Source organism: Marinomonas sp. G8-14, assembly GCF_055808935.1.
This window is the reverse complement of the sequence record NZ_CM147891.1, coordinates 2,375,715-2,397,217: the sequence shown is the minus strand read 5'-3', so window position 1 is coordinate 2,397,217 and position 21,503 is coordinate 2,375,715. Positions and strand designations below refer to the sequence as shown.

Sequence of the window (21,503 nt, the reverse complement as noted above, 5' to 3'; positions counted from 1 at the left end):
AAAAAAGGGTCTCACTTGGGCTATTTTTGTGAGCCATTTTTTGTCGGTTTTTATAGGCAGTTTTCGTCGTTTAAAGGCGGGGTTTTGCCACTTTTTGTGTGCTGCTAAATATGATGTATGAGCTGCGAGAGTGTTGTTTCTGCTCGCCTCAAATTTTGTCACGGCAACGTAAGGTTCATGGGCATTTTTAGTGTATTTAATGACCGATTTTGATGAATAACGCTTTTTTTAAAGAAAAAGTGTAAAAAAATTTAATTGTTTTTTAGTGATTTAAAACAATTAGTTAGGCAGTTATTTGCCGCTGTAAGGGAATGTTTTATCCACTATGAGGAGAAAATGTTCCGAATTTGACTAAAGGTTTTCAAAGTCTTGCCGAAAACCTTATACGATCTGCTTTATTTTGCAGGATTTAATAAAACCTAGGAGGCTATAATGGCTCTTTATGTAAATACTAATACTTCATCTTTAAGTGCACAGCGCCAGCTAATGGGCTCTGCTAAATCTTTGGATACATCTTTTGAACGTTTGTCTTCTGGTTTGCGTATCAACAGCGCTTCTGATGATGCGGCAGGTCTACTTATCTCCAACCGTTTAACCTCTCAGGTAAATGGTTTGAATCAGTCTGTTCGTAACGCTAATGACGGTATTTCTTTGGCTCAAACAGCAGAGGGTGCATTGGATGAAACGACGAATATGTTGCAACGTATGCGTACGCTATCTATCCAAGCGTCAAACGGCTCTAACTCAGATAAAGACCGTGCAGCCATTCAACAGGAAGTAAGTCAACTTTCTACTGAAATAAACCGTATCGCTTCCGATACTACTTTTGGTGGTGAGAATTTATTAGATGGTACCTACACTGGTATCTTCCAGGTGGGTGCAGACTCTAACCAAACGATTAGTTTTAACCTAACCGACGGTGGTGTTAATAACACAATCGATTACGCTGGAAATGGTGGTTTCACTATGTCTGGTTTGTCGAGCAGTTCTACTACAGCGCAGGTGAGCGTGTCTACGGCTTCGGTTTCTACTGTAGCGAATGCTCAGAGTATGATTGATACACTAGATACTATGATTGCTGCGGTTGACTCGAAGCGTGCTGAGTTGGGTGCGGTCCAAAACCGTTTTGGTTCAACAATCAGCAACTTGAGTAACATCACAGAAAACGTATCATCTGCACGTGCTCGTGTTCGTGATGCTGACTTTGCGGCAGAAACGGCGGAGCTAACAAGCTCTCAAATTCTTCAGCAAGCAAGTTCATCTATTTTGGCTCAAGCGAACCAACGTCCACAAACGGCTTTGTCTCTTTTAGGCTAAGTTTAGTGGTAGCGGAAAGCTGGGACTTTGTCCCGGCTTTTGTCTATTTGGAGGAACTCTGATATGTCTATTAATGCCAGTGATTTTTCTAAGCAGGGTCTCAACTATTCCTTGAAGCCGGATCAGCGTACAGTGGAGGATTTTGCTGCATTGCGCCAAGCAAATGCTAAAGTTGTACAGAATGCGGCCGAGACAAACAAAAGTGATAGAGAAAATAGACATTCTCATTCCTCGAATTTGTCGGCCCCTGTTGAGCCAAGCGATCTGAAGGCAATGAATCAAAAATTGTCTCAATTAAATGTACATTTAACCTTTGAAATGACAGAAGACCGAGCGCAAAATATTGTGAAGGTATTGGATCAGTCAACGGGGGATGTGGTTCGTCAAATTCCAACAGAAGAGTTTCTCAAAATGTCGGAAAGAATTGATGCTATCATGAGCCAGTTAAGTGATATCAAAGGAACCTTGGTAAACAGTGAGGTTTGATTAGATCATAGATAATGCGAAGCGTTAGGAGATGAAGTTATGTCGGTAGGCTCATTAGGTGCAGGGTCTGGTATAGATTTAGAATCCCTTGTAAATCAAATGGTGAGTGCTCAAAAAGACGTCAAGGTTAAACTTTATCAAGATAAAATCAATGATTATGAAGCAGAACTGTCTGCTCTTGGTAAAGTTGGTTCGGCCATTGATAACTTTAAATCTTCCGTTAAGGCGCTGAATGATGATGAGGCTCTTTACTGGTCGAGATGCCAAAATAGACCAAAAAGAAGGAGAAGAAGTTATTGCTATCACCACAGATAGTACGGCTTCTAATGGTTCCTACGCAATTGATGTGAATCAATTGGCGAAAGGCAGTCGCGTGATGTCGGCTCCTGGGGTTTTTCTTCCGCTGATGATGTGGTCTCTAACGAGGAAGCACAGCTCATTTTTAAAGCTGGCAGCCATGAATTTTCCATAAATGTTGCTGCCGGTACAACTTTATCCGAACTACGCAACCAAATTAATACGTCAGAAGATAACTTTGGCGTGTCGGCTAATCTTGTTGATGATGGTAGTGGTAATTTATTTTTTACCTTAACCTCTTCTATTCAAGGGGCTGGTAACACTCTAAAGATATCCAACACCGCCGTTGCTCGAGATGAAGACGGTAATATCATTAAAGATAACCCTACAATTGAAGAAAGCGATGACACTAGCTCGGAAGATGCGTCGACCGATGAAATCGATGAATTAGACCTAGAAGGTGACGATGTCGATTTCGCCAATGACGGTCCTATTCCTGCAGATGAAGAAAAAAATCGCTTAGCGGCGGATGATGAGTCCAGCCCTGACTCTGACGAGCTTGATAAAGCAGACTCCAATTTATCACCATTTGCTTCCGGTATTACATTAGACAGCGTGTCGACAGAGGGCGCGTTTGCTGGCTTATACACACCTTTGGGTGAAGAAGCGCGTGATGCTGTGATTACCGTTGATGGTATTCAAATCCGAAACGATACCAATACTTTTGATGAAGCCGTTGCCGGATTATCAATAGAGGCGCTAGCGCCAACGAATAAGACCACGAAAGTGGATATCAGTTTTGACCAAAAAACAGTGCAAGAAACGATCGAGCAATTCATTTCTTCCTATAATGAGATGGTCGGTTTGTTAAACGCCAGCTCTCAGAAAGGCGCGGTGCTGAACGGTAACAGTATGATTCGAAACCTCCAGGCGTCTTTGTCGACTCAGTTAATGAGTGGTCATGGTGATTCATCGACCTTTACATCCATTTTTGATTTAGGCGTAAAAATGGACAACCAAGGCCAATTAAGTTTCGATAGTACCAAGTTTAATAATGCTATGAAGCGTGGCTACAGCGAGATAGCGCCGTTGATGTCTGGTGATAATGGTTTGGCTCAGTCATTGGAGAACCTGTTAGATAACTATACAGGACCACGTGGTATGACAAATACATTAAAGGATTCCATAAGTCGGTCGATAGATAGTACAGAAGAGACATTAGAAGCGTATGAAAGTCGTATGGCGAAATACGAAGAGTCGCTTCGTACTAAGTTTACTAGTTTGGATTCTCGCCTAGCGGAGATGAACGCGCAGGGTGGATATCTAAACTCTGTCTTAGCGAAAATGTAAAACGGTTTAAATTGTGTAAGTTAATAAATGGGGTTGTATATGTACAAGAGTAAAGGGATCCAAGCCTACAGAAAGGACTCAATTAAGTCCGATTTAGCGTCGGCTGACCCTCACCGTGTCATTCAGCTCTTAATGCAAGGCGCGCTTGAAAAGCTTGCCTTAGGAAAAGGCTGTATTGAGCGTCGTGACTGGGAAGGAAAGGCGGCAGCATTGACTCGTGCGAGTGAAATTATTAATGCATTAAGAGATGCATTAGATCGCGATGTTAATCCAGAGCTCGTTGATAACCTTGAGTCTCTTTACGAGTACATGATAGTCCGTATTACTGAAGCCAGTATTGCTAAAGATACCAGCATTCTTGATCAGGTAATGGGTCTTCTTCTGCAAATTAAAGGCGCTTGGGATCAAATATCCAACGCTGATAAAGAAGCGGCTTATCATGGTCAAAATGAAGCTAGGGTAGGCGCAGTGTAATGTTTGATATGTCTCACTTAATAACCTTGAGTGCCGCATTAGAACAAAGTATCACCGATAGAGACATAGATCAGATTCAGCAGTTATGCGAAGACAATAATCGTTTTATTCTCACCATAGAGCCGCTTGATGATCCGGCTGCCAATGAAAAAATAAGACACTTTATATTGGTACATCAATCGGCTATTCGGCTCATCCGTGATGTGCGCTCAGAAATGCAAAAACAACTTTATCAAACTCATAAGACCCGTAAGGGTGTAAATAAGTACAAAGGCGTGAAACATGCAGAATGAGGAGAATTTCTCGTCTCTTGGTCAGGCAGAAGCGTTTGTTTCTATGTTTGAAAGGGGTGCGGCTCGCCTCAAAGAGAATGATCAAGAGTTAACAGACCGTTACCTAAGAAACATGAATATGTTTGCTCAGGTCATGCCTCATATCTTTGAATCTTTTCAAAACTATCAGCCCAAAAAACGCCATATCTACATGGAAGAAAGCGGTGAGCTTAACCTTTACCGTGAAGATATTGGTGTACCGCTTTTTTCCAATGTGCCAAGAACTCAAGCGGCAGAAAAAGTAAAACGGGCTTTTTTGAAACCTAACAAAACGCTGTTAAATTTAGAGCGTACGGCGAATCATCCCAGTCGTCACGTATATTACAGCAATAAAATTTTAGATAAGGTTGAACATCAATCAGAAGGGCTAACAGCACAAGAAGGCTGGCCGGAATTCGTCGGTTCGACCATTTTGTTTGGTATAGAGTTCGGCTATCAACTTGAAATATTGCTTGCCGAACGTCAGATCAAACACCTGTATCTTTATGAACACGATTTGGACTTTTTTTACTATTCGTTGTTTGCCATTGAGTGGCGAGATATTTTAGAAGTGTGTAACCAAGATGGCCGCACTATTCATTTCTTCTTAGGCGTCAGCCCTGAAGAGTTTACTGAGAAATATTTGCGTCAGTTGGAAGAAAATGGTTTTTTCATGGCGCCAGAGACCTTCTTGCATGTTGGTTATACTAGCCCTGAAAATGATCAGGCCATCGATCATTTCAAAAAACAGTACGCCCGCCAAGTAATGGGCTGGGGCTTTTTTGATGATGCCTTAATTGGCATTGCGCAAGGTCTAAAATCCTTGCCGAAAACCAAAGTGGCTCATTTCCAAGGCCGCGATGCTTTGCCTAAATGGGTGTCCAATATTCCTGTCTTTATTTTGGGTAATGGGCCTTCCCTTGACCAAGGCATCGAACTGGTTAAAGAAGTGCGAGATCAGGTGTTAGTTATCTGTTGTGGCTCCACCATTAATACCTTGAAAAAATTGGGTGTGACGCCTGATATTCACGTGGATATTGAGCGTCTCAAGCAAACCGTAGACAAGTTCCAATTTTTGGATCAGGACTATCTGGACAAAATCTGGGCGTTGTCCGTCAATGTGATGCACCCAGGCCTGTATGACTGCTTCAAGCGCTCAGGCATGGCGATGAAACCAGGCGAGGCCATCACGTCTTTGATGCTGAACCAAGCGCGCCTGAATGGTGATAACAAAGAATACGTGCAACTTAACTACTGTAACCCTGTGGTGGCTAACCTTGCCTTGTCTTATGTGCATCTGTTTGGTTTTAACAACGTTTACTACTTGGGCGTGGACAACGGCTTTAAAGACAAAGGCAGTCACCATTCTATTCACAGTGGTTACTACAAAGATGGCAAAGAATCTGGCTTCCAAACGTTTCAAGAGGCTAAGTTAGTCGAGCGTGAAGGTAATTTCGGTGGCACTATCTATGCTACAGGTATCATGGACACGTCACGAGTGCAGCTGGAGTCTCTTACTCGGTTGCTGAATAAACGTCGTAACTTTGCCAGCTTCAATTTATCTGATGGCGCGAAAATCGAAGGGGTGACGCCTTTGCCATTAGAAGATGTGTTGATCATGGATCCAAAAATCGACCACGCCAAAGTGATCGACATCCTAGAGCAAACTTTTTTTACAGATCCGCCATCGGCTCTGCTAGATAAAGCCACAGACTCACTGATCTCGGTTGATGATTTCCGTAAGATCAGTCAGAACTTGCAACAGGGCTGGGATGAATCGGTGACCACCCGTCAACAGGTGTGTGATTTACTTTGGTCTCACCATCGTCAAATCTATTTCTTGAAGGGCAGTGTGCATCGTCACATTTACGACTTGCTGATAGGTTCCTTCACTTATTCCGCCTTCCTGATCGTACAGTTCCTGTTTAAATATCAAGATGAAGCGGAAACCGTGGCACGTGCAAAACATCTATTTGCCCCATGGTGCGAGTTCTTAGAAGAAATGCCTAGTATGTTGCAACAGGCCTCAGACTATGTGGACAAAGGCAACGACCACCTGATTACTTACTACAACGGTTAATTATGTTCGAAGCTACGTTTGAAAAAATGCCTTTTATCATTGCTGAGTTATCGGGCAACCATGACCAAAACTTCGAGCTTGCCAAAGCCATGATTCATGCTGCGGCTGAGGCGGGAGTTGATGCCATCAAGTTGCAAACTTATACCCCAGATACCATGACTCTCGATGTGCGTCATGGGGAATTTATGGTGTCAGAGAGCGACAGCTTATGGCGTGGTACCAACCTTTATGATTTGTACCAAAAAGCGTCGACCCCTTGGGAATGGCATAAACCCTTATTTGAACTGGCAGAGTCTTTAGGGCTGGTGGCGTTTAGTTCACCGTTTGACTTGAGTGCGGTGGACTTCTTGGAGTCCCTTGATGTGCCTTTGTACAAGATCGCTTCCTTTGAAATGACCGACATTCCGCTGATTCAAGCAGTAGCACGCACTGGCAAGCCCATCATCATGTCTACTGGCATGGCAAGCGAAGCGGAAATAGCGGAAGCCGTGGCGACCATCCGAGCCATTGGCAATAACCCGTTAACCTTGCTCAAATGCACCAGTACCTACCCTGCAAAAATTGAAGACACCAATTTAGTGACCATGGCGGATTTGGCGGCTAAAACAGGTTGCCCTGTGGGGTTGTCCGATCATACCCGTGGTTTGGGAGCGGCGGTGGCCGCTACGGCCTTGGGTGCGACCGTGATTGAAAAACACTTTGTGTTGGATCGCAGCGCAGGCGGAGTAGACGCAGAGTTCTCTATGGAGCCTGCCGAAATGAAAGCGCTTGTCGATGCCTGTCGCGCAGCCAAAGCCGCCTTGGGCACCGTGACCTATGGCGGTTCAGAAGCCGAGCAAGCGGCGAAGAAATATCGTCGCTCTATCTACGTAGCAACTGACCTGCCAGCGGGTACGGTACTCACTGAAGCTCATCTAAAAATCATACGCCCGTCTTTTGGCTTAGAGCCAAAGTATTGGCCTGACGTGTTGGGTAAAACCCTCGCCAGAGATGCTCAAAAAGGTCAACCACTCGCTTGGGATATGCTGGCGTGAAACTGCTCGTGCGCGCCGATGCGTCTGTCGAAATCGGCATGGGGCATCGAGTGCGCAGTCAAGCGCTGATTCATGCGTTTCACGCTCTCGGTTGGCAATGTCAGTTTGCGGTAGCGCAGCGACATGCTTCGTTTGCCAGCCCAGACGATATACTCATAGAGGATGAAGTGGCTTTTCTTGCCGTGGCTCAGCAAGCGGATTTAGTCATCCTAGACCACTATGGCTATAGTGCAGCAGACATCCGACGTTTGTATCAGCATCAGCCTAATCTGTTGGTGCTGGATGACATGAACGACCGTGGCGACTTTCCTGCCCGATGGCTATTGAATCCCCTTGAGCAAAACTATTCCACTTTGGTAGAGAAGCCGTTAACGGGTAGCCAATACGCCTTGCTGAGGCCAGCCTTTCAACAATCAAGCATCGATCAACCCCGAACTAAACGCGCCGATAAACTCTTAATTACTCTTGGTGGAACCGATCCGCTGGCGCTCACTTTGCCCATTGTGCAGAGCCTATTAACTGCGGGTTTTGCTATCGATAATCTACAAGTCTTATTGGGAGCCAATGCCAAACAGGCCGACCAAGTGGAGGCGTTTTGCGCTGCTCATCAGATTGCGGTTGAGCGAGGTGTCTCAGATGTTACGCCGTTAATGAAACGCGCGAAAATGGCCATTTCTGCCGCAGGTGGAACCCTGTTTGAATTAGCTTGCATGGGCGTGCCGACGGTTTTTGCGCAAGTAGCTGACAACCAAACGCGCTCCCTTGAACAACATATCCCTTTGGGCTGGTGCCGCGCGGTACGCTTTGATAATCAGCCTATTGCTTTGCACTCGGCTTTGGTGGAGCAACTGGTGTCTGAGCTTCGTTCACTCTGGCTGAATGATGCATGGCAAGTCCAAGCTCGTGCTACGGCAAAAAGCTTAGTCGATGGCTTGGGTGCGCAGAGAGTGGCACAAGTCATCACAGATGATCTGTCACGACTCGGCAAGCTTGAGTCGCATGATTTGCGTTAAGCGTTGCCAATCTTCCTCGGTATCTAGATCCTGAATTCGATGTCTTGGTAATAGCAGTGGCTTGGATCGTGGGCCAAATATTACTTCATCAAACCAGTCTTTTGTGCTTGCCCAATAAAACTGTCCAGCATCGTGTATGGCTTCCACTAAATCCTGTGAACGCTTGCCAATGTGTTCGGGGAACATAGGCGCTAGCTCACCATTGGTTTGAATATGCAGAGCGCGCTGAATAGGGAAGGCAAAGGTCGTAGCGGAAAAGCAAAAAGTCGTGTCGGCCTCTGCTAACTTCTGCCAACCTTGTTGTATGTCTTCGACGGTGAGCATTGGGCAAGTGGCGTAAATCAAACAGGCTTGGTCTGGCGCTCTGCCTTCCTCAATAAGATAGTTCAGCGCGTGCTGCATCACAGGGGTTGTGCCCGTCATGTGGTCGGCTAAGTCAGCAGGGCGCATAAAGGGCGTTTCTGCACCATAACGTCGCGCCACGTCAGCTATTTCAGCATCATCGGTCGATACAATGACGCGATCAAACAAGCCAGACGCCAACGCCGTTTCAATGGAATACGCAATCAGCGGCTTGCCTTCCAATGGACGAATGTTTTTCCTTGGAATGCGTTGTGAGCCACCACGAGCGGGAATGACCGCCACTCGATAAGGCCGCTGCTCAGAAAAAGAGTCATCTTTTAACCGCTGTTCGTAAGACATGGTTAGGCTCTCATGACACGATTGGCGATCAAAGCATGTTTTAAAATCAGTGCCACTCGTTCTTGTTGTGCATAAGTGAGGTCGGCAAAAAGCGGCAAACTCAGTGTGCGAGCATAATAATCTTCAGCGATAGGAAAGTCGCCATGTTTAAATCCCAACGCTTGATAATAAGGTTGCGTATGCACAGGAATGTAATGTACCTGAGTCCCAATACCAGCGTGACGTAGCACATCAAAAACGCCTTTCCTAGCGGACTTATTGTGCTCAGGTAATAAAATCGGATACAAGTGCAAGGAGGAATAGTTGTCCTCAGACTGATAGGGCAGAGTAATAGGAAAGTTTTTCAACAGAGTTTTATAGTGTTCAAATTGTTTATGACGACGTTCTATGAAGTCGTCCAAATGAGATAATTGAGCCAACCCGAGTGCAGCTTGCAGCTCTGTCATACGGTAATTAAAGCCTAATGTATGTTGTTCATAATACCAATCGCCAGGTTGTTGATTGAGTTCGTCTGGTGATTTGGTTATGCCTTGCGAAGCATGAGTGCGCATGTGTTTGGCGAGCAGTTCATTATTGGTGACAGCCATGCCACCTTCCGCTGTGGTAATGATTTTTACCGGATGAAAGCTAAAAACACAGATGTCGCTAAATTTTCCATTGCCCACATGATCGCCTTGGTAGGTGGCACCAATGGCATGAGAAGCGTCTTCAATAATGCGAAAACCATACGCTTTAGATAGGGCATAAATGGCCGCCATGTCACAGGATTGTCCAGCAAAATGTACTGGTATAACCACTTTTGGAAGCGTGCCAGTTAACTTCGCTGCCTGAAGTTTTTGGGCCAATTTGTTTGCACACATGTTGTAAGTTCGAGGATCAATATCAACAAAATCCACCAAGGCACCACAATAACGAGCGCAATTGGCCGAAGCGATAAAGGTATTCGGCGAAGTCCACACCCTATCGCCCACACCAACGCCCAACGCCAAACAGGCAAGGTGCAACGCTGAGGTGGCACTGTTTGCCGCCACACCGAAACTTGCTCCCACTTTGGCTGCGATAGCTTGCTCAAATTCACCAACACACGGTACTCGGGTTAAAAAATCAGAGCGCAGCGATTTTACAACAGCCGCAATGTCGTCTTCGCTAATGGATTGGCGACCGTAAGGAATAAAATCAGTGGGCATCATCGAAGGTTAAAATCTCTGCAATACTTAAAAAGTGTGGATTACTACCAGATTGATACTCGTATCCTGGTTCAACTAACTCACCTATTTCTCCTAAACGACTGTGGGCGAAATCCATATCGTCTTGGTAAAACTTAATGCTAGGAGCAATCACGTAATGATTTTTAAACTCATAGGTGTGGTAGGAATCATCACTTGGACACATGACTTCGTGCAGTTTCTCACCAGGGCGAATGCCCACGTCACGGGTGGGAATATTTGGTGCATAAGCTGCCGCCAAATCCAGAATACGCACGGAGGGAATCTTAGGCACAAAAATTTCACCACCATGCATGCGTTGAAAGTTTGTTAGAACGAAATCGACACCCATTGGTAGCGTGATCCAAAATCGTGTCATGTCAGGGTGTGTGATAGGAATAGAATCCGCACCATCGGCTACCAATTTTTGGAAAAAGGGCACCACAGAGCCACGTGAGCCAACCACATTGCCATAGCGAACCACAGAGAAACGTGTACGGCCTTGACCGACCATATTGTTAGCCGCCACGAACAGCTTGTCAGAGGCTAACTTAGTGGCGCCGTAAAGATTGATAGGAGCCGCGGCCTTGTCAGTGGATAACGCGATAACCTTGTCCACATTGTTCGCAATGGCCGCCGCGATAACATTTTCAGCGCCATGAATGTTGGTTTTAATGCATTCCATAGGGTTGTATTCTGCTGCTGGAACCTGCTTGAGGGCCGCCGCATGAATCACATAATCCACATCACGCATGGCTTGAGTCAAACGGTCTTTGTCTCTCACATCTCCAATGAAGTAGCGCATACAAGTGGCATCAAAATCTTGCTGCATTTCGTATTGCTTGAGTTCATCGCGGGAGTAAATAATCAAGCGTTTAGGTTGGTAATTGGCCAGTAACGTTTTGACATACTGACGACCAAATGACCCCGTGCCGCCAGTAATAAGAATGCTTTTGTTGTTAAACATGTATGAGTACCAAACCAAAATGAAAGTTACACAAGCCTAATGAAGATTGATGATGAACCAGTTTCATAGACAAAGAATCTTTTTACCGTATCGACAACTTTAGGCGAAACATTAATGAAATCAAGTGCCTCCTTTGAGGCTATCCCTTTTCAGACCATCGCAAAAACGACAGCTTCTTCGAAGGAGGTAATCTTTTAAGCGTCATTTGCTTTGCGAGCCACACAGTTCGCAATATGGTCATTCACCATGCCGGTAGCCTGCATAAAAGCATAACATGTTGTGGGACCAAGAAACTTAAATCCTCTTTTTTCAAGTCTTTGGCGAGACGCGTCGACAGCTCTGTTACGGCGGGCACCTCAGCCAGTCCATTAACCCGATTATCAATCACCTTGTGATCACTAAAGCCCCAGTAGTATTGACTGAAAGAGCCAAACTCGTCGGCGATTTTTAAAAAGGCTTGTGCATTATTAATGGTGGCTTCTATTTTGGCTCGGTGACGAACAATCCGTTCGTCCAGTAACAATCTTTCCACATCATCGTTTGTCATTTTAGCGACTTTGCTTGGATCAAATCCATTAAAAACGGCCCGATAGCCTTCTCGTTTGCGTAAAATGGTAATCCAGCTTAGACCTGCTTGGGCGCTTTCGAGTACAATGCACTCAAACAGCGAGGGGTCATCGTATACAGGGATGCCCCATTCGGTATCGTGGTAATGAATGTACTCGGGCGATCCCAAACACCAAGTGCAACGTATATTGTCCATGTAGCGCTCCGTCTTAAGATTATCAATGAAGGAAAATCGATCCTTCTATTTCTCATTTACTGATCTGATCATATCAGAGTCGATTCAACATAGTGTTTTACTCAAAGCGAGACAGCATGAAGTTTAAACCAACATATAGTAAAAATGACGTAGAAGTTATAGCTGACGAATGCCTTTACAAAGGTTTTTTTGAAATGCGTAAACTGACCCTACGACATAAGAAATTTAATGGCGGATGGAGTCAACCCATGAGCCGCGAAATGATGGTGCGTAATGATGCCGTCTGTGTTCTTTTATTTGATCCTGTGGCCGATAAGATTTTGCTGATCGAACAATTTCGACCTACGGTACTTCGCAGCGAATCGCCTTGGTTGCTGGAGCTGGTAGCTGGCATGGTGGAAGAGGGTGAAAGTGATGAAGAAGTCGCGCGTCGTGAATCTTTAGAGGAAGCGGGTGTGACCGTAAAACGTCTCGAATACATGTTTAAATTCGTGCCTTCTCCTGGTGGTTTGGTGGAGTATTTACGCATGTATGCCGGTGAGTTTGACTCGAGCCTTGTTGACACCAGTAAGGTGCACGGTTTAGACGCTGAGAACGAAGATATTAAATTGCATCTCATCTCTGCTGATGACGCCATTGCCTTGCTGAAAGATGATGTGGAAAATGCCAGCACAATAATGGGACTGCAATGGTTTGCGTTAAATAAAAACGATCTTGTTACACGTTGGAGTGCATAAGTCGATGGCAGATGAACATAACATCTCCACAATGTCTATATTAAAACGCATGGTAATACAGCCTATAACGGGTGTGTTTTCTTTCTTTTTTATGTCCGCTAACGCGCTTTTTTGGACACTGCTGGCGCACTTGGTTGCTCCGCTATTGTTGCTGAAAAATACACAATACGAGGCGTTTGCTGAGCGGTGTTTTAATCGTCTCTATGAGGGTTGGGCGGCGGCGAACGAATGGTGGTTTCAGCATGTGCTTGGTATAAACTGGGAATTAGACGACACCATGGAGGTCGATTTCCAGCATTGGCATTTGATCATTGCCAATCATCGTTCTTGGGTGGATGTGTTTGTGATTTTTGCGCAGCTAAGAGGGCGTCGCCCTTTGCCAAGGGTGTTTATGAAGCAGGCCTTGATCTGGATGCCTTTTGTTGGCAGTGCCACGTATATCATGGGGTTTCCTTATATGAAGCGCTACAGTAAAGATACGCTAAAGAAAAAACCGCATTTAATTGGCAAAGATTTAGAGACCACACGCAAGTCCTGCGTTAGGCTATTAAAACGTCCTAACGCCATTATGAGTTTTGTGGAAGGCACACGCTTTACCGACGGCAAACATAAGCAACAAGCGTCGCCTTATGGCTGTCTTCTTAAACCAAGGGCTGGTGGCGTGAGTTTTATTCTGCAAACCATGCCACAGACCATCAAAAGTATCACTGACATCAATGTCTTGTACGAACGACCCAAGGTAACGGGTTGGGATTTGCTGTGTGGACGCATAGGTAAAGTCAGAGTGGTAGTGCGAGACATCGCATTACCAAAGGCAATGTTAACGCCAGAATATAACGCGGCAGGCAAAGACAGAGAGCACTTTTTTGCGTGGTTTAATCTATACTGGCAAGATAAAGACACACGTTTGAGTCGTCAACTCGAGGCATTAAGGCATCCTTCGAATCTCGGTACAGAAGCTGATTTTTCCATAAAAAATGCCCCGTAATGATGGCAAATCTGATAACAAACGATGATAAAGGCAAAATGATAGAGAAAATGTCAAAACAGTACGTACCAGACTTGGTCAGTTTACAGATGTTAGGCGAACTGAATTATCGTCGCTTAGGTAAACTCATGCGTGGCCAAGAGGAAATGGATGCTTGGCACTTTTCGATTCACAGCGTGGGGAACCAAGAAAGCCGCTTGTCTCTCACCTTGGGCAAAGAAAGCCGATTTACCACTGAGATAGGGTTAGAGTTTGGCCCTGAGATTGAAAAAAAGCTGTTATTTGAAGCCAGATTATCCATGACAATACGCCTTTATCATGATGTCGCTATTGCAGAAATCACGGATGGACATAGGCAATATCAAGGGGCTTATCCATACCCTAACGATGCTATGCTGCACCGAGATGAAAAGTTTCGCTTGAATCAACAGTTAGCGGATTTGTTGGAACTGTGCTTGAAGCATGGGCATAGACTGAATAACACTTTGTCTTTTCAGTTCGCCTAATATTGACGTATTTAGGAAATCCTTTGACTAATTTACTCTACATACACGGTTTTAATAGTTCAGAGCGCTCCCATAAAGCCACCGTATTAGTCGATGCGGCTACGGCAATGGGGCGACCAAATGCGGTTATTTCTCCCCGTTTGTCTTGGCAACCCGCGCAAGCAATTAAACAGCTTGAAGCCATTATTGAAGCCAAACAGGACGATGGAATCACGTTAATTGGCAGCTCACTTGGTGGTTTTTACGCGGCTTACTTAGCGGAAAAATATCGTCTTAAAGCAATATTAGTAAATCCAGCAGTACAAGCGCCCCTCTTATTAAAAGATTATCTTGGTCCACAAACCAACCCTTATACCCAAGAAAAATACGAACTGACAGAGGCTCATATGCGAGAACTGGAACAGTTAGTCGTTGCGGAACCCACCGCATCGTTATATTGGCTGATGGTGCAAGAGGGCGATGAAGTATTGGACTACAAAGAAGCACTCAATGTTTTTTCTAAAACAGCACGCTTAACACACGAAGCAAAAGGTGACCACAGCTTTACTGAATTTGAGCGGTTTTCCTCAGAAATTCTGCGGTTTGCACAAATTATAACCGAGTAAACCATGGCTCTTGTTGGACTATTTCACACCACGTAAAACCAGTGATAGACTCTAACGAATCTAATTTACACTCGCACGCGCTCTAGTATTTTGACACTATGGCGCACGATCAACTTGGAAGCAAAAACACGCATGTCTGCAAAAGAATATAACGCCGGATCGATAGAAGTTCTTAGTGGCTTAGAACCTGTTCAAAAACGTCCTGGAATGTACACAGATACCTCGCGGCCGAACCATTTAGGGCAAGAAGTTATCGATAACTCAGTTGACGAAGCCTTGGCTGGTCATGCAGACCGCATTGAAGTGATTTTATACAAAGATGGCTCCTTGAGCGTAGAAGACAATGGCCAGGGTATGCCGGTGGATATTCACCCAGAGGAAGGCATATCCGGTGTTGAATTGATTCTTACCAAACTGCACGCTGGTGGCAAATTCTCGGGTGACAATTACCAATTTTCAGGCGGTTTACACGGAGTTGGTGTCTCTGTGGTGAACGCGTTATCAACCTCTTTAGAGGTGTGGGTAAGACGCAACGGCATTCAGTACCACATAGGTTTTGAAAACGGTTTTAAAACCTCAGAGCTAAAAGAAATTGGCACTGTGGGTAAGAAAAACACCGGAACCAAGGTGAAATTTACCGCGGACAGTAAATACTTTGATAGTCCTAAGTTTTCGGTTTCCCGTTTGAAACATCTTTTAAAAGCCAAAGCCGTATTGTGTTCAGGCTTGCATGTTGTCTTTATTGACCAAAGTGGCGCAGAAGAAGTCCGTGAAGAATGGTTTTATCAAGACGGCTTAAAAGATTATCTTGCACAAGCAAACAACGGTTTTGTCCTATTACCGGATGAGCCTTTCATTGGCGGTGTAACGGAAAAGACACAAGGCGTTGACTGGGCGGTACAATGGTTGCCAGAAGGCGGTGAATTGGTAACAGAAAGCTATGTCAACTTAATTCCAACCGCACAAGGTGGCACACACGTCAATGGTCTTCGAACAGGGCTGTTAGAAGCCATTCGGGAATTCTGTGACTTTCACAACCTCTTGCCTCGTGGTGTTAAGCTTACCGCAGAAGACGTATGGGATCGCTGTAGCTATGTGTTGTCAGCAAAGATTCAAGAGCCGCAGTTTTCTGGTCAAACCAAGGAGAGGTTATCGTCTCGTCAAATCGTTGCCTTTATTTCGGCCACACTCAAAGACGCCTTTAGTCTATGGCTGAATTCGAATGTTGAAGACGGTAAAAAGATTGCCGATATCGTCATCAATAGTGCGCAGAAGCGCCTAAAAGACAGCAAAAAAGTCGTGCGCAAACGAATTACGCAAGGCCCAGCCTTACCGGGTAAATTGGCCGACTGTTCAGGACAAGATTCATCACGAAGTGAGCTTTTTAGTGGAAGGGGATTCAGCGGGCGGTTCTGCCAAACAAGCCCGTGAAAAAGACTTCCAAGCTATTTTGCCACTGCGTGGTAAAATTCTGAACTCATGGGAAGTAGACTCCAATCAGGTACTGGCTTCGCAAGAAATTCACGATATTTCCGTGGCGCTTGGGGTGGACCCAGGCGATGACGATTTGAGTGGCTTACGCTATGGCAAAGTCTGTATTCTTGCCGATGCTGACTCGGACGGTTTACACATCGCCACCTTGATTTGCGCCTTGTTTGTACGACATTTTCCGGCTTTGGTGAACAGTGGACATGTCTTCGTTGCTATGCCGCCCTTGTACCGAATCGACATCGGCAAAGAAGTGTATTACGCCCTAGATGACGAAGAAAAAGACATCACCTTGCACAAAATAGCCGCGGAAAACAAACGTGGTACACCAAACGTACAGCGCTTTAAGGGGTTGGGTGAGATGAACCCAGCACAATTACGTGAAACTACTATGGCGCCAGACACCCGTCGTTTGATCCAACTTACTATGGAAGACAAACCAGATACCGACGAACTACTGGACAAATTGCTATCGAAAAAACGCGCTGGTGATCGCAAAAACTGGCTAGAAACCTATGGTAACTTGGCGATTATTGATTAATGAATCGATAATTTCTTGCTTTGGCCAAGACAAGCTAAAATATATGTATAGCTCAACTAAATGGAAACGAATAAATGTCTGAAGAGATAAACGATGATGTCATCAGCGAAGAAGTTCTGTACGAAAAAATAGACCACTATTTATTGACGTTTGGAACCGATCGTTCGCTGATGTGTGTGTCGGAGTTAGATGGCTTTTTAACTGCGTTGGGTTGTTCTGTACAAGAATTAGAGCCGGATGTCTGGTTGAACGCCATTTGGGGAGCAGATGAAGATCAGCCTGTTTGGGAGTCCACTGAACAGGAAGATGAGTTTCTCAGTCTCGTGTTGATCATGTACATGGAAACGATGAACAGCTTGTTGTTTGGGGATTTTTACCCTGTGTATCTAGAGCAAGAAGTGGATGGTGAATACAGCATCTTGGTTGAAGAATGGTGTGTTGGCTTCATTCGCGGTGCCAAACTGATAGGAATGGGTATCGGCGGCGACAGAGAATTTTTTGATGAAGCGATGGCGCCAGTGCGACTATTTGGTACAGAAGCGGGCTGGGATAAATTGGAAGCCATGGTGGAAGAAGAAGTGACTTTTTGGCGGGATATGTTAGAACCATCCATTTTGCGCTTGGTACAGTATTATCATCCAGATATGCAAGCGGGTAAAAAGAACTCAGAGAATCGCGTAATACACTGATTCAGTTGGTTTTTCGTACAGTATTCTTTTTTGCTAAAAACAAAAAAAGCCGTGATGAATTACATCACGGCTTTTGCTTTTTTTACAGGCGAGGAAAATTAACCCACGACCTTCGCAATGCTTTCACACAAATAATCGATGTTGTTATCACTGACACCCGCAATGCTCATACGGCCAGTATCCGCAATATAAATCGCGTATTCACTGCGCAAGGTACGCACTTGCTCTAGGGTTAAACCAGAATAAGAGAACATACCGCGCTGATCTTTGATGAAGCTAAAGTCTTTACTCGCACCAGAAGCCGCCAATTTTGCGACCAGCTTTTCACGCAAACCGTTAATGCGATCACGCATCGCTGCCACTTCTAGTTCCCATTCTGCTTTCAGCTCAGGATTGCTCATAATGGTATAAACCACTGCCGCACCGTGAGCGGGTGGCATAGAGTAGTTGGCACGAATGGCCTGACCAATGATAGAAAACGCCGCATTGGCTTCATCTGCAGACGCTGCAATCACACTCAAACCACCACAACGCTCGCGGTAAATACCAAAGTTTTTCGAGAAAGAGTTCGCGATCAACATATCTTGAACATTGGCCGCCATATAACGCAAGCCTGCCAAATCTTCATCCAAACCATCACCAAAGCCTTGGTACGCCGCATCAACCAACGCCAATAGACCGCGTTTGTTAACGAACTCCGTTAGGACTTTCCAATGATCGAATTGCAAGTCGATGCCGGTTGGGTTGTGGCAGCACGCATGCAGCAACAACACATCGCCTTCTTTTACTTCGGCTTCTAGGGTGGCCATCATGTCGTCAAAGCGCAAACCGTTTGTTGCTGGATCGTAGTAAGGGTAGTTTTTCACCTCAACGCCAGCAGAGTCAAAAATCGACTTGTGGTTACCCCAAGTTGGGTCACTTACCCAAAGGCGCGCGCCTTTTAAGTTAGCACTGATAAAGTCAGCCGCCACTTTTAATGCGCCAGTGCCACCAGGCGTTTGCGTTGAGCGAACACGACCAGATGCGATCAGTGGATTGCCTTCACCCAAAATCAAATCTTTGATAATGGCTTCAAACTCAGTAGCACCATAAATGCCTAGATAGCTTTTAGAATCTTCTTGTTCAAGCAAAATGGCTTCGGCTTTTTTTACCGTATTAAGAATCGGCGTATGGCCGTTATCGTCTTTATAGACACCCACACCCAAATCGATTTTCTTTGGATTGGTATCTTGCTTATGGGCCATAATAAGGGCTAAAAGAGGGTCGCCAGAAACAGCTTTAAGATGCTTGAACATAATAATTACGGGGTCCTTATATACGTCACAGGGAAATCACTGTGGCTAGAATCATTGCTTAAATAGCCTCTTCATTTTGCCGTTTTTATGACAAAATACAATGCAACAGTGAGGGAAATTTCCCCAATACTGTCAAGAAAAAAAGACACTGAGTTTTCCTCCTGCACCGAGCCTGTTTATGACCTCTTTCCAACGGCGTTTTCAATCTTTAGACACTTGGTTAAAAACGCACCAAGCCCTTTGGCAATTTGATACATTTCACCAATTCAAAACCCCTTGGCGTGATGATTATCCAGCTTTAGCCGATTACCTAGAAAACCATGGACAGCAACCAATCGATGACACCTTTTACGCTGAAGTATTTCGTCTTTGTCCTGAGCTTCAGACGCCATTTGACGAAAAAACACAGGGAAAAAATACCTTACCGACGAAGCGAACACTTACTAACGACTTTCCTGCTTATGTATCCGCGGGGATAAAAGGCCGCAAATGGTCGCAGATCCAAGCCTTTGTTGCACACACGCCGCACGCCAATAACTATCTAGAGTGGTGCGCTGGCAAAGGCCACTTGGGCAAACTCTTGGCTTTTGAAGATCACCACCCAGTCCACAGCCTAGAATGGCAGAAATCACTCTGTGAAGCGGGAGAACAAGAAGCCAAGCGGTTAAAAATTCCACAAACTTTCACTCATGCCGATGTGCTAAAAGGTGAAGGTCAAGAGGCGTTAGCGAACGCTCACTGCGCTGTAGCGCTTCATGCTTGTGGGGATTTGCACCGAGAACTGATCAAACAAGCTGTTGCTGCCCATACTGCTTCGCTGTGTATTTCTCCTTGCTGCTATCACCTAACACAAGACGAGTATTATCAGCCGCTGTCACAGACCGCCCAACAATCCGCACTGACACTACGCCAAGCCGACCTCAAACTCGCCGTCAAAGAAGTCGCCACCGCAGGCGCCCGTGAGCAACGCCTCAAACAGCTCGAACTGACTTACCGACTCGGCTTCGACGCATGGCAACGAACCGCCCGCCAGCAAGACGACTACCTACCGGTTCCTTCCATACAAAAAAACCGCTTAAACCAAGGCTTCCACACTTTTTGCCAGTGGGCCGCCGAGCAAAAAGGGCTAACGGACTTAACCTCTAAAACCTCTTTTGAAAACTTCGAAGCCACCGGCCAATCTCGTTACCAACAAATTCAAAAACTCGAAGCCATTAGCCAACTCTTTCGACCCGCCCTCGAACATTGGCTTGTCCTCGACCGTGCCATGTACCTAGAAGAGCACGGCTACCACGTCGAGATAGGAAAATTCTGCGAGAAAAGCCTCACCCCAAGAAACTGGATGATCAGGGCTACGCAGACGTAAGAGGCTTTTGTGATATAGTGTTTAGCGAGGTGCTTTCTTTTAGAACGGTGCTATATGTACCGTCAACGAACACGCATGGATGCAGATAACATTGACCATTGGGAGAGGGTGTTATGATCAAAAAAACGCAACTTAGCCTACAAGACCAAACCTCAGAATTCTTACTTTATACCGCCCCGAATGGAGACGTAAAAGTAGAAGTATTGCTCAGTGGTGAAACCATTTGGTTAACACAGGAGCGGATAGCAGAGCTGTTTGGGGTACAACGTCCGGCTATCTCTAAGCATTTAAAAAATATTTTTGAAAGCGGTGAGCTGCAAGAGGAACTGGTTATTTCCATTTTGGAACATACCACTGCTCATGGTGCCATGGCGGATAAAACGCAAACTAAACCTGTGAGATATTACAACTTAGATGCCGTGATCTCGGTCGGCTATCGGGTTAACTCAACGCAAGCCACCCAATTTCGTATCTGGGCAACTCAACTCATTAAAGACTACATCATCAAAGGCTTTGCTATGGATGATGAACGTCTTAAAAACGGTCGCTTTTTTGGCAAGGATTACTTTAAAGAATTACTGGAACGAGTTCGCTCCATTCGAGCCAGTGAGCGACGTGTTTATCAGCAGATAACCGATATTTTTGCTGAATGCAGTATTGATTACGACCCACGTTCAGAAACAACGCACTTGTTCTATGCCCATGTGCAAGATAAGTTTCACTTTGCTATTACAGGGCATACGGCGGCAGAAATTATTTCACTGAAAGCCGATGCCAGCCAACCCTTGATGGGCATGATGACGTATAAAAACGCCCCTTCAGGTCGAGTGCTTAAATCCGATACAACCATCGCGAAAAACTACCTAAGTGAAGATGAAATCAAAAAATTAGAGCGCACAGTTTCCGCCTTTTTTGACTACATAGAAGGCATCATTGAGCGCCGCAATACCTTTACCATGGAAGCCTTTGCGGAAAGCGTTAATAAATTTTTAGCCTTCAACGAGTATCAAGTGTTAGAAGGTTACGGCCAAGTATCGCGTCAAGCCGCAGAGCAAAAAGCCCATATTGAGTATGAACAGTTTAATAAACAACAAAAAATAGAATCAGATTTTGACCGTGAAGTGAAGCAATTACTGAGCAATAAAAAAAGGACGTAGATAAATCTGCATAGGCAGGGCGCTAATCAACAAGCAAACACACAGCGACACATTTATTGATCTGACTACAAAAACACCACAATTGTGATTTGGCGATCAAACAAAACTGCGTTACATTGCTAGACCGTCAAA

The 21,503-nt window shown here is 45.1% G+C and carries 20 protein-coding genes and 2 pseudogenes; 17 read left to right on the top strand and 5 right to left on the bottom strand.

The genetic code is table 11. The annotated features are described in order from the left end of the window. Positions 1-432: 432 nt before the first annotated feature. The 9 genes from AC0L6V_RS12285 (at position 433) to pseG (ending at position 8,362) form a co-directional block, all read left to right on the top strand. Entirely contained in the window at positions 433-1,317 is an 885-nt protein-coding gene (locus tag AC0L6V_RS12285; RefSeq protein WP_265218432.1) for a flagellin N-terminal helical domain-containing protein, read from the top strand. 63 nt (positions 1,318-1,380) lie between these two features. Continuing rightward, on the top strand, positions 1,381-1,803 hold the full coding sequence (locus AC0L6V_RS12280) for a flagellar protein FlaG (protein ID WP_265218433.1): 423 nt from the start codon (positions 1,381-1,383) through the stop codon (positions 1,801-1,803). A 39-nt stretch (positions 1,804-1,842) separates the two neighbouring features. After that, positions 1,843-2,118, top strand: a complete 276-nt coding sequence (locus AC0L6V_RS12275; RefSeq protein WP_265218434.1) for a flagellar cap protein FliD N-terminal domain-containing protein — start codon at positions 1,843-1,845, stop codon at positions 2,116-2,118. Between the two features lie 96 nt (positions 2,119-2,214). Further along, positions 2,215-3,450, top strand: a complete 1,236-nt coding sequence (fliD, locus tag AC0L6V_RS12270; protein ID WP_418138316.1) for a flagellar filament capping protein FliD — start codon at positions 2,215-2,217, stop codon at positions 3,448-3,450. A 39-nt stretch (positions 3,451-3,489) separates the two neighbouring features. Next, a complete protein-coding gene (gene fliS / locus AC0L6V_RS12265; protein ID WP_265218436.1) occupies positions 3,490-3,924 on the top strand; it encodes a flagellar export chaperone FliS in 435 nt (144 codons plus the stop codon). Beyond that, entirely contained in the window at positions 3,924-4,217 is a 294-nt protein-coding gene (locus AC0L6V_RS12260) for a hypothetical protein (protein ID WP_265218437.1), read from the top strand. Before fliS ends, AC0L6V_RS12260 begins: the two co-directional genes overlap by 1 nt. Further along, complete coding sequence (locus tag AC0L6V_RS12255; protein ID WP_265218438.1) at positions 4,207-6,315, top strand: motility associated factor glycosyltransferase family protein; 2,109 nt, start codon at positions 4,207-4,209, stop codon at positions 6,313-6,315. Before AC0L6V_RS12260 ends, AC0L6V_RS12255 begins: the two co-directional genes overlap by 11 nt. 2 nt (positions 6,316-6,317) lie before the next feature. Continuing rightward, positions 6,318-7,349: a pseudaminic acid synthase gene (gene pseI, locus AC0L6V_RS12250; protein ID WP_265218439.1), complete on the top strand. Its 1,032-nt coding sequence runs from the start codon at positions 6,318-6,320 to the stop codon at positions 7,347-7,349. Next, complete coding sequence (gene pseG / locus AC0L6V_RS12245; RefSeq protein WP_265218440.1) at positions 7,346-8,362, top strand: UDP-2,4-diacetamido-2,4,6-trideoxy-beta-L-altropyranose hydrolase; 1,017 nt, start codon at positions 7,346-7,348, stop codon at positions 8,360-8,362. Before pseI ends, pseG begins: the two co-directional genes overlap by 4 nt. On the opposite strand, the gene pseF is transcribed toward pseG, so the two are convergent. From pseF to AC0L6V_RS12225, 4 genes and pseudogenes are all read right to left on the bottom strand, one after another. Further along, positions 8,324-9,064, bottom strand: coding sequence for a pseudaminic acid cytidylyltransferase (gene pseF / locus AC0L6V_RS12240; RefSeq protein WP_265218441.1), 741 nt, complete (start codon positions 9,062-9,064; stop codon positions 8,324-8,326). The genes pseG and pseF overlap by 39 nt on opposite strands. 2 nt (positions 9,065-9,066) lie before the next feature. After that, a complete protein-coding gene (gene pseC / locus AC0L6V_RS12235; RefSeq protein WP_418138315.1) occupies positions 9,067-10,254 on the bottom strand; it encodes a UDP-4-amino-4,6-dideoxy-N-acetyl-beta-L-altrosamine transaminase in 1,188 nt (395 codons plus the stop codon). After that, positions 10,241-11,236 carry a UDP-N-acetylglucosamine 4,6-dehydratase (inverting) gene (pseB, locus tag AC0L6V_RS12230; protein ID WP_265218443.1) on the bottom strand — a complete coding sequence of 332 codons (996 nt, stop codon included), beginning with the start codon at positions 11,234-11,236 and terminating at the stop codon, positions 10,241-10,243. Before pseB ends, pseC begins: the two co-directional genes overlap by 14 nt. 194 nt (positions 11,237-11,430) lie before the next feature. After that, a pseudogene (locus AC0L6V_RS12225) lies at positions 11,431-11,999 on the bottom strand (DNA-3-methyladenine glycosylase I). Between the two features lie 116 nt (positions 12,000-12,115). Between AC0L6V_RS12225 and AC0L6V_RS12220 the strand changes: the two are divergent. From AC0L6V_RS12220 to AC0L6V_RS12195, 6 genes and pseudogenes are all read left to right on the top strand, one after another. Continuing rightward, a complete protein-coding gene (locus AC0L6V_RS12220; protein ID WP_265218445.1) occupies positions 12,116-12,736 on the top strand; it encodes an NUDIX domain-containing protein in 621 nt (206 codons plus the stop codon). 4 nt (positions 12,737-12,740) lie between these two features. Continuing rightward, the gene (locus tag AC0L6V_RS12215) at positions 12,741-13,724 is read left to right on the top strand and encodes an acetyltransferase (RefSeq protein WP_265218446.1); all 984 of its coding nucleotides are present in this window, start codon (positions 12,741-12,743) and stop codon (positions 13,722-13,724) included. 50 nt (positions 13,725-13,774) lie between these two features. Then, a complete protein-coding gene (locus tag AC0L6V_RS12210; protein ID WP_265218447.1) occupies positions 13,775-14,230 on the top strand; it encodes a DUF1249 domain-containing protein in 456 nt (151 codons plus the stop codon). 23 nt (positions 14,231-14,253) lie between these two features. Continuing rightward, positions 14,254-14,835, top strand: a complete 582-nt coding sequence (locus AC0L6V_RS12205) for a YqiA/YcfP family alpha/beta fold hydrolase (RefSeq protein ID WP_265218448.1) — start codon at positions 14,254-14,256, stop codon at positions 14,833-14,835. A gap of 132 nt (positions 14,836-14,967) precedes the next feature. Then, positions 14,968-16,864, top strand: a pseudogene (parE, locus tag AC0L6V_RS12200) (DNA topoisomerase IV subunit B). Between the two features lie 74 nt (positions 16,865-16,938). After that, positions 16,939-17,553, top strand: a complete 615-nt coding sequence (locus tag AC0L6V_RS12195; protein WP_265218449.1) for a UPF0149 family protein — start codon at positions 16,939-16,941, stop codon at positions 17,551-17,553. Positions 17,554-17,651: 98 nt separating this feature from the next. Here the strand turns inward: AC0L6V_RS12195 and AC0L6V_RS12190 are convergent, their stop codons facing one another. After that, positions 17,652-18,848 (bottom strand): amino acid aminotransferase, encoded by a 1,197-nt coding sequence (locus AC0L6V_RS12190; protein ID WP_265218450.1) that lies wholly within the window; start codon positions 18,846-18,848, stop codon positions 17,652-17,654. A gap of 178 nt (positions 18,849-19,026) precedes the next feature. Between AC0L6V_RS12190 and AC0L6V_RS12185 the strand changes: the two genes are divergently transcribed. Together AC0L6V_RS12185 and AC0L6V_RS12180 are read left to right on the top strand one after the other, a co-directional pair. After that, positions 19,027-20,214, top strand: coding sequence for an SAM-dependent methyltransferase (locus tag AC0L6V_RS12185; protein WP_265218451.1), 1,188 nt, complete (start codon positions 19,027-19,029; stop codon positions 20,212-20,214). Positions 20,215-20,327: 113 nt separating this feature from the next. Beyond that, a complete protein-coding gene (locus tag AC0L6V_RS12180; protein WP_265218452.1) occupies positions 20,328-21,371 on the top strand; it encodes a virulence RhuM family protein in 1,044 nt (347 codons plus the stop codon). Positions 21,372-21,503 lie beyond the last annotated feature (132 nt).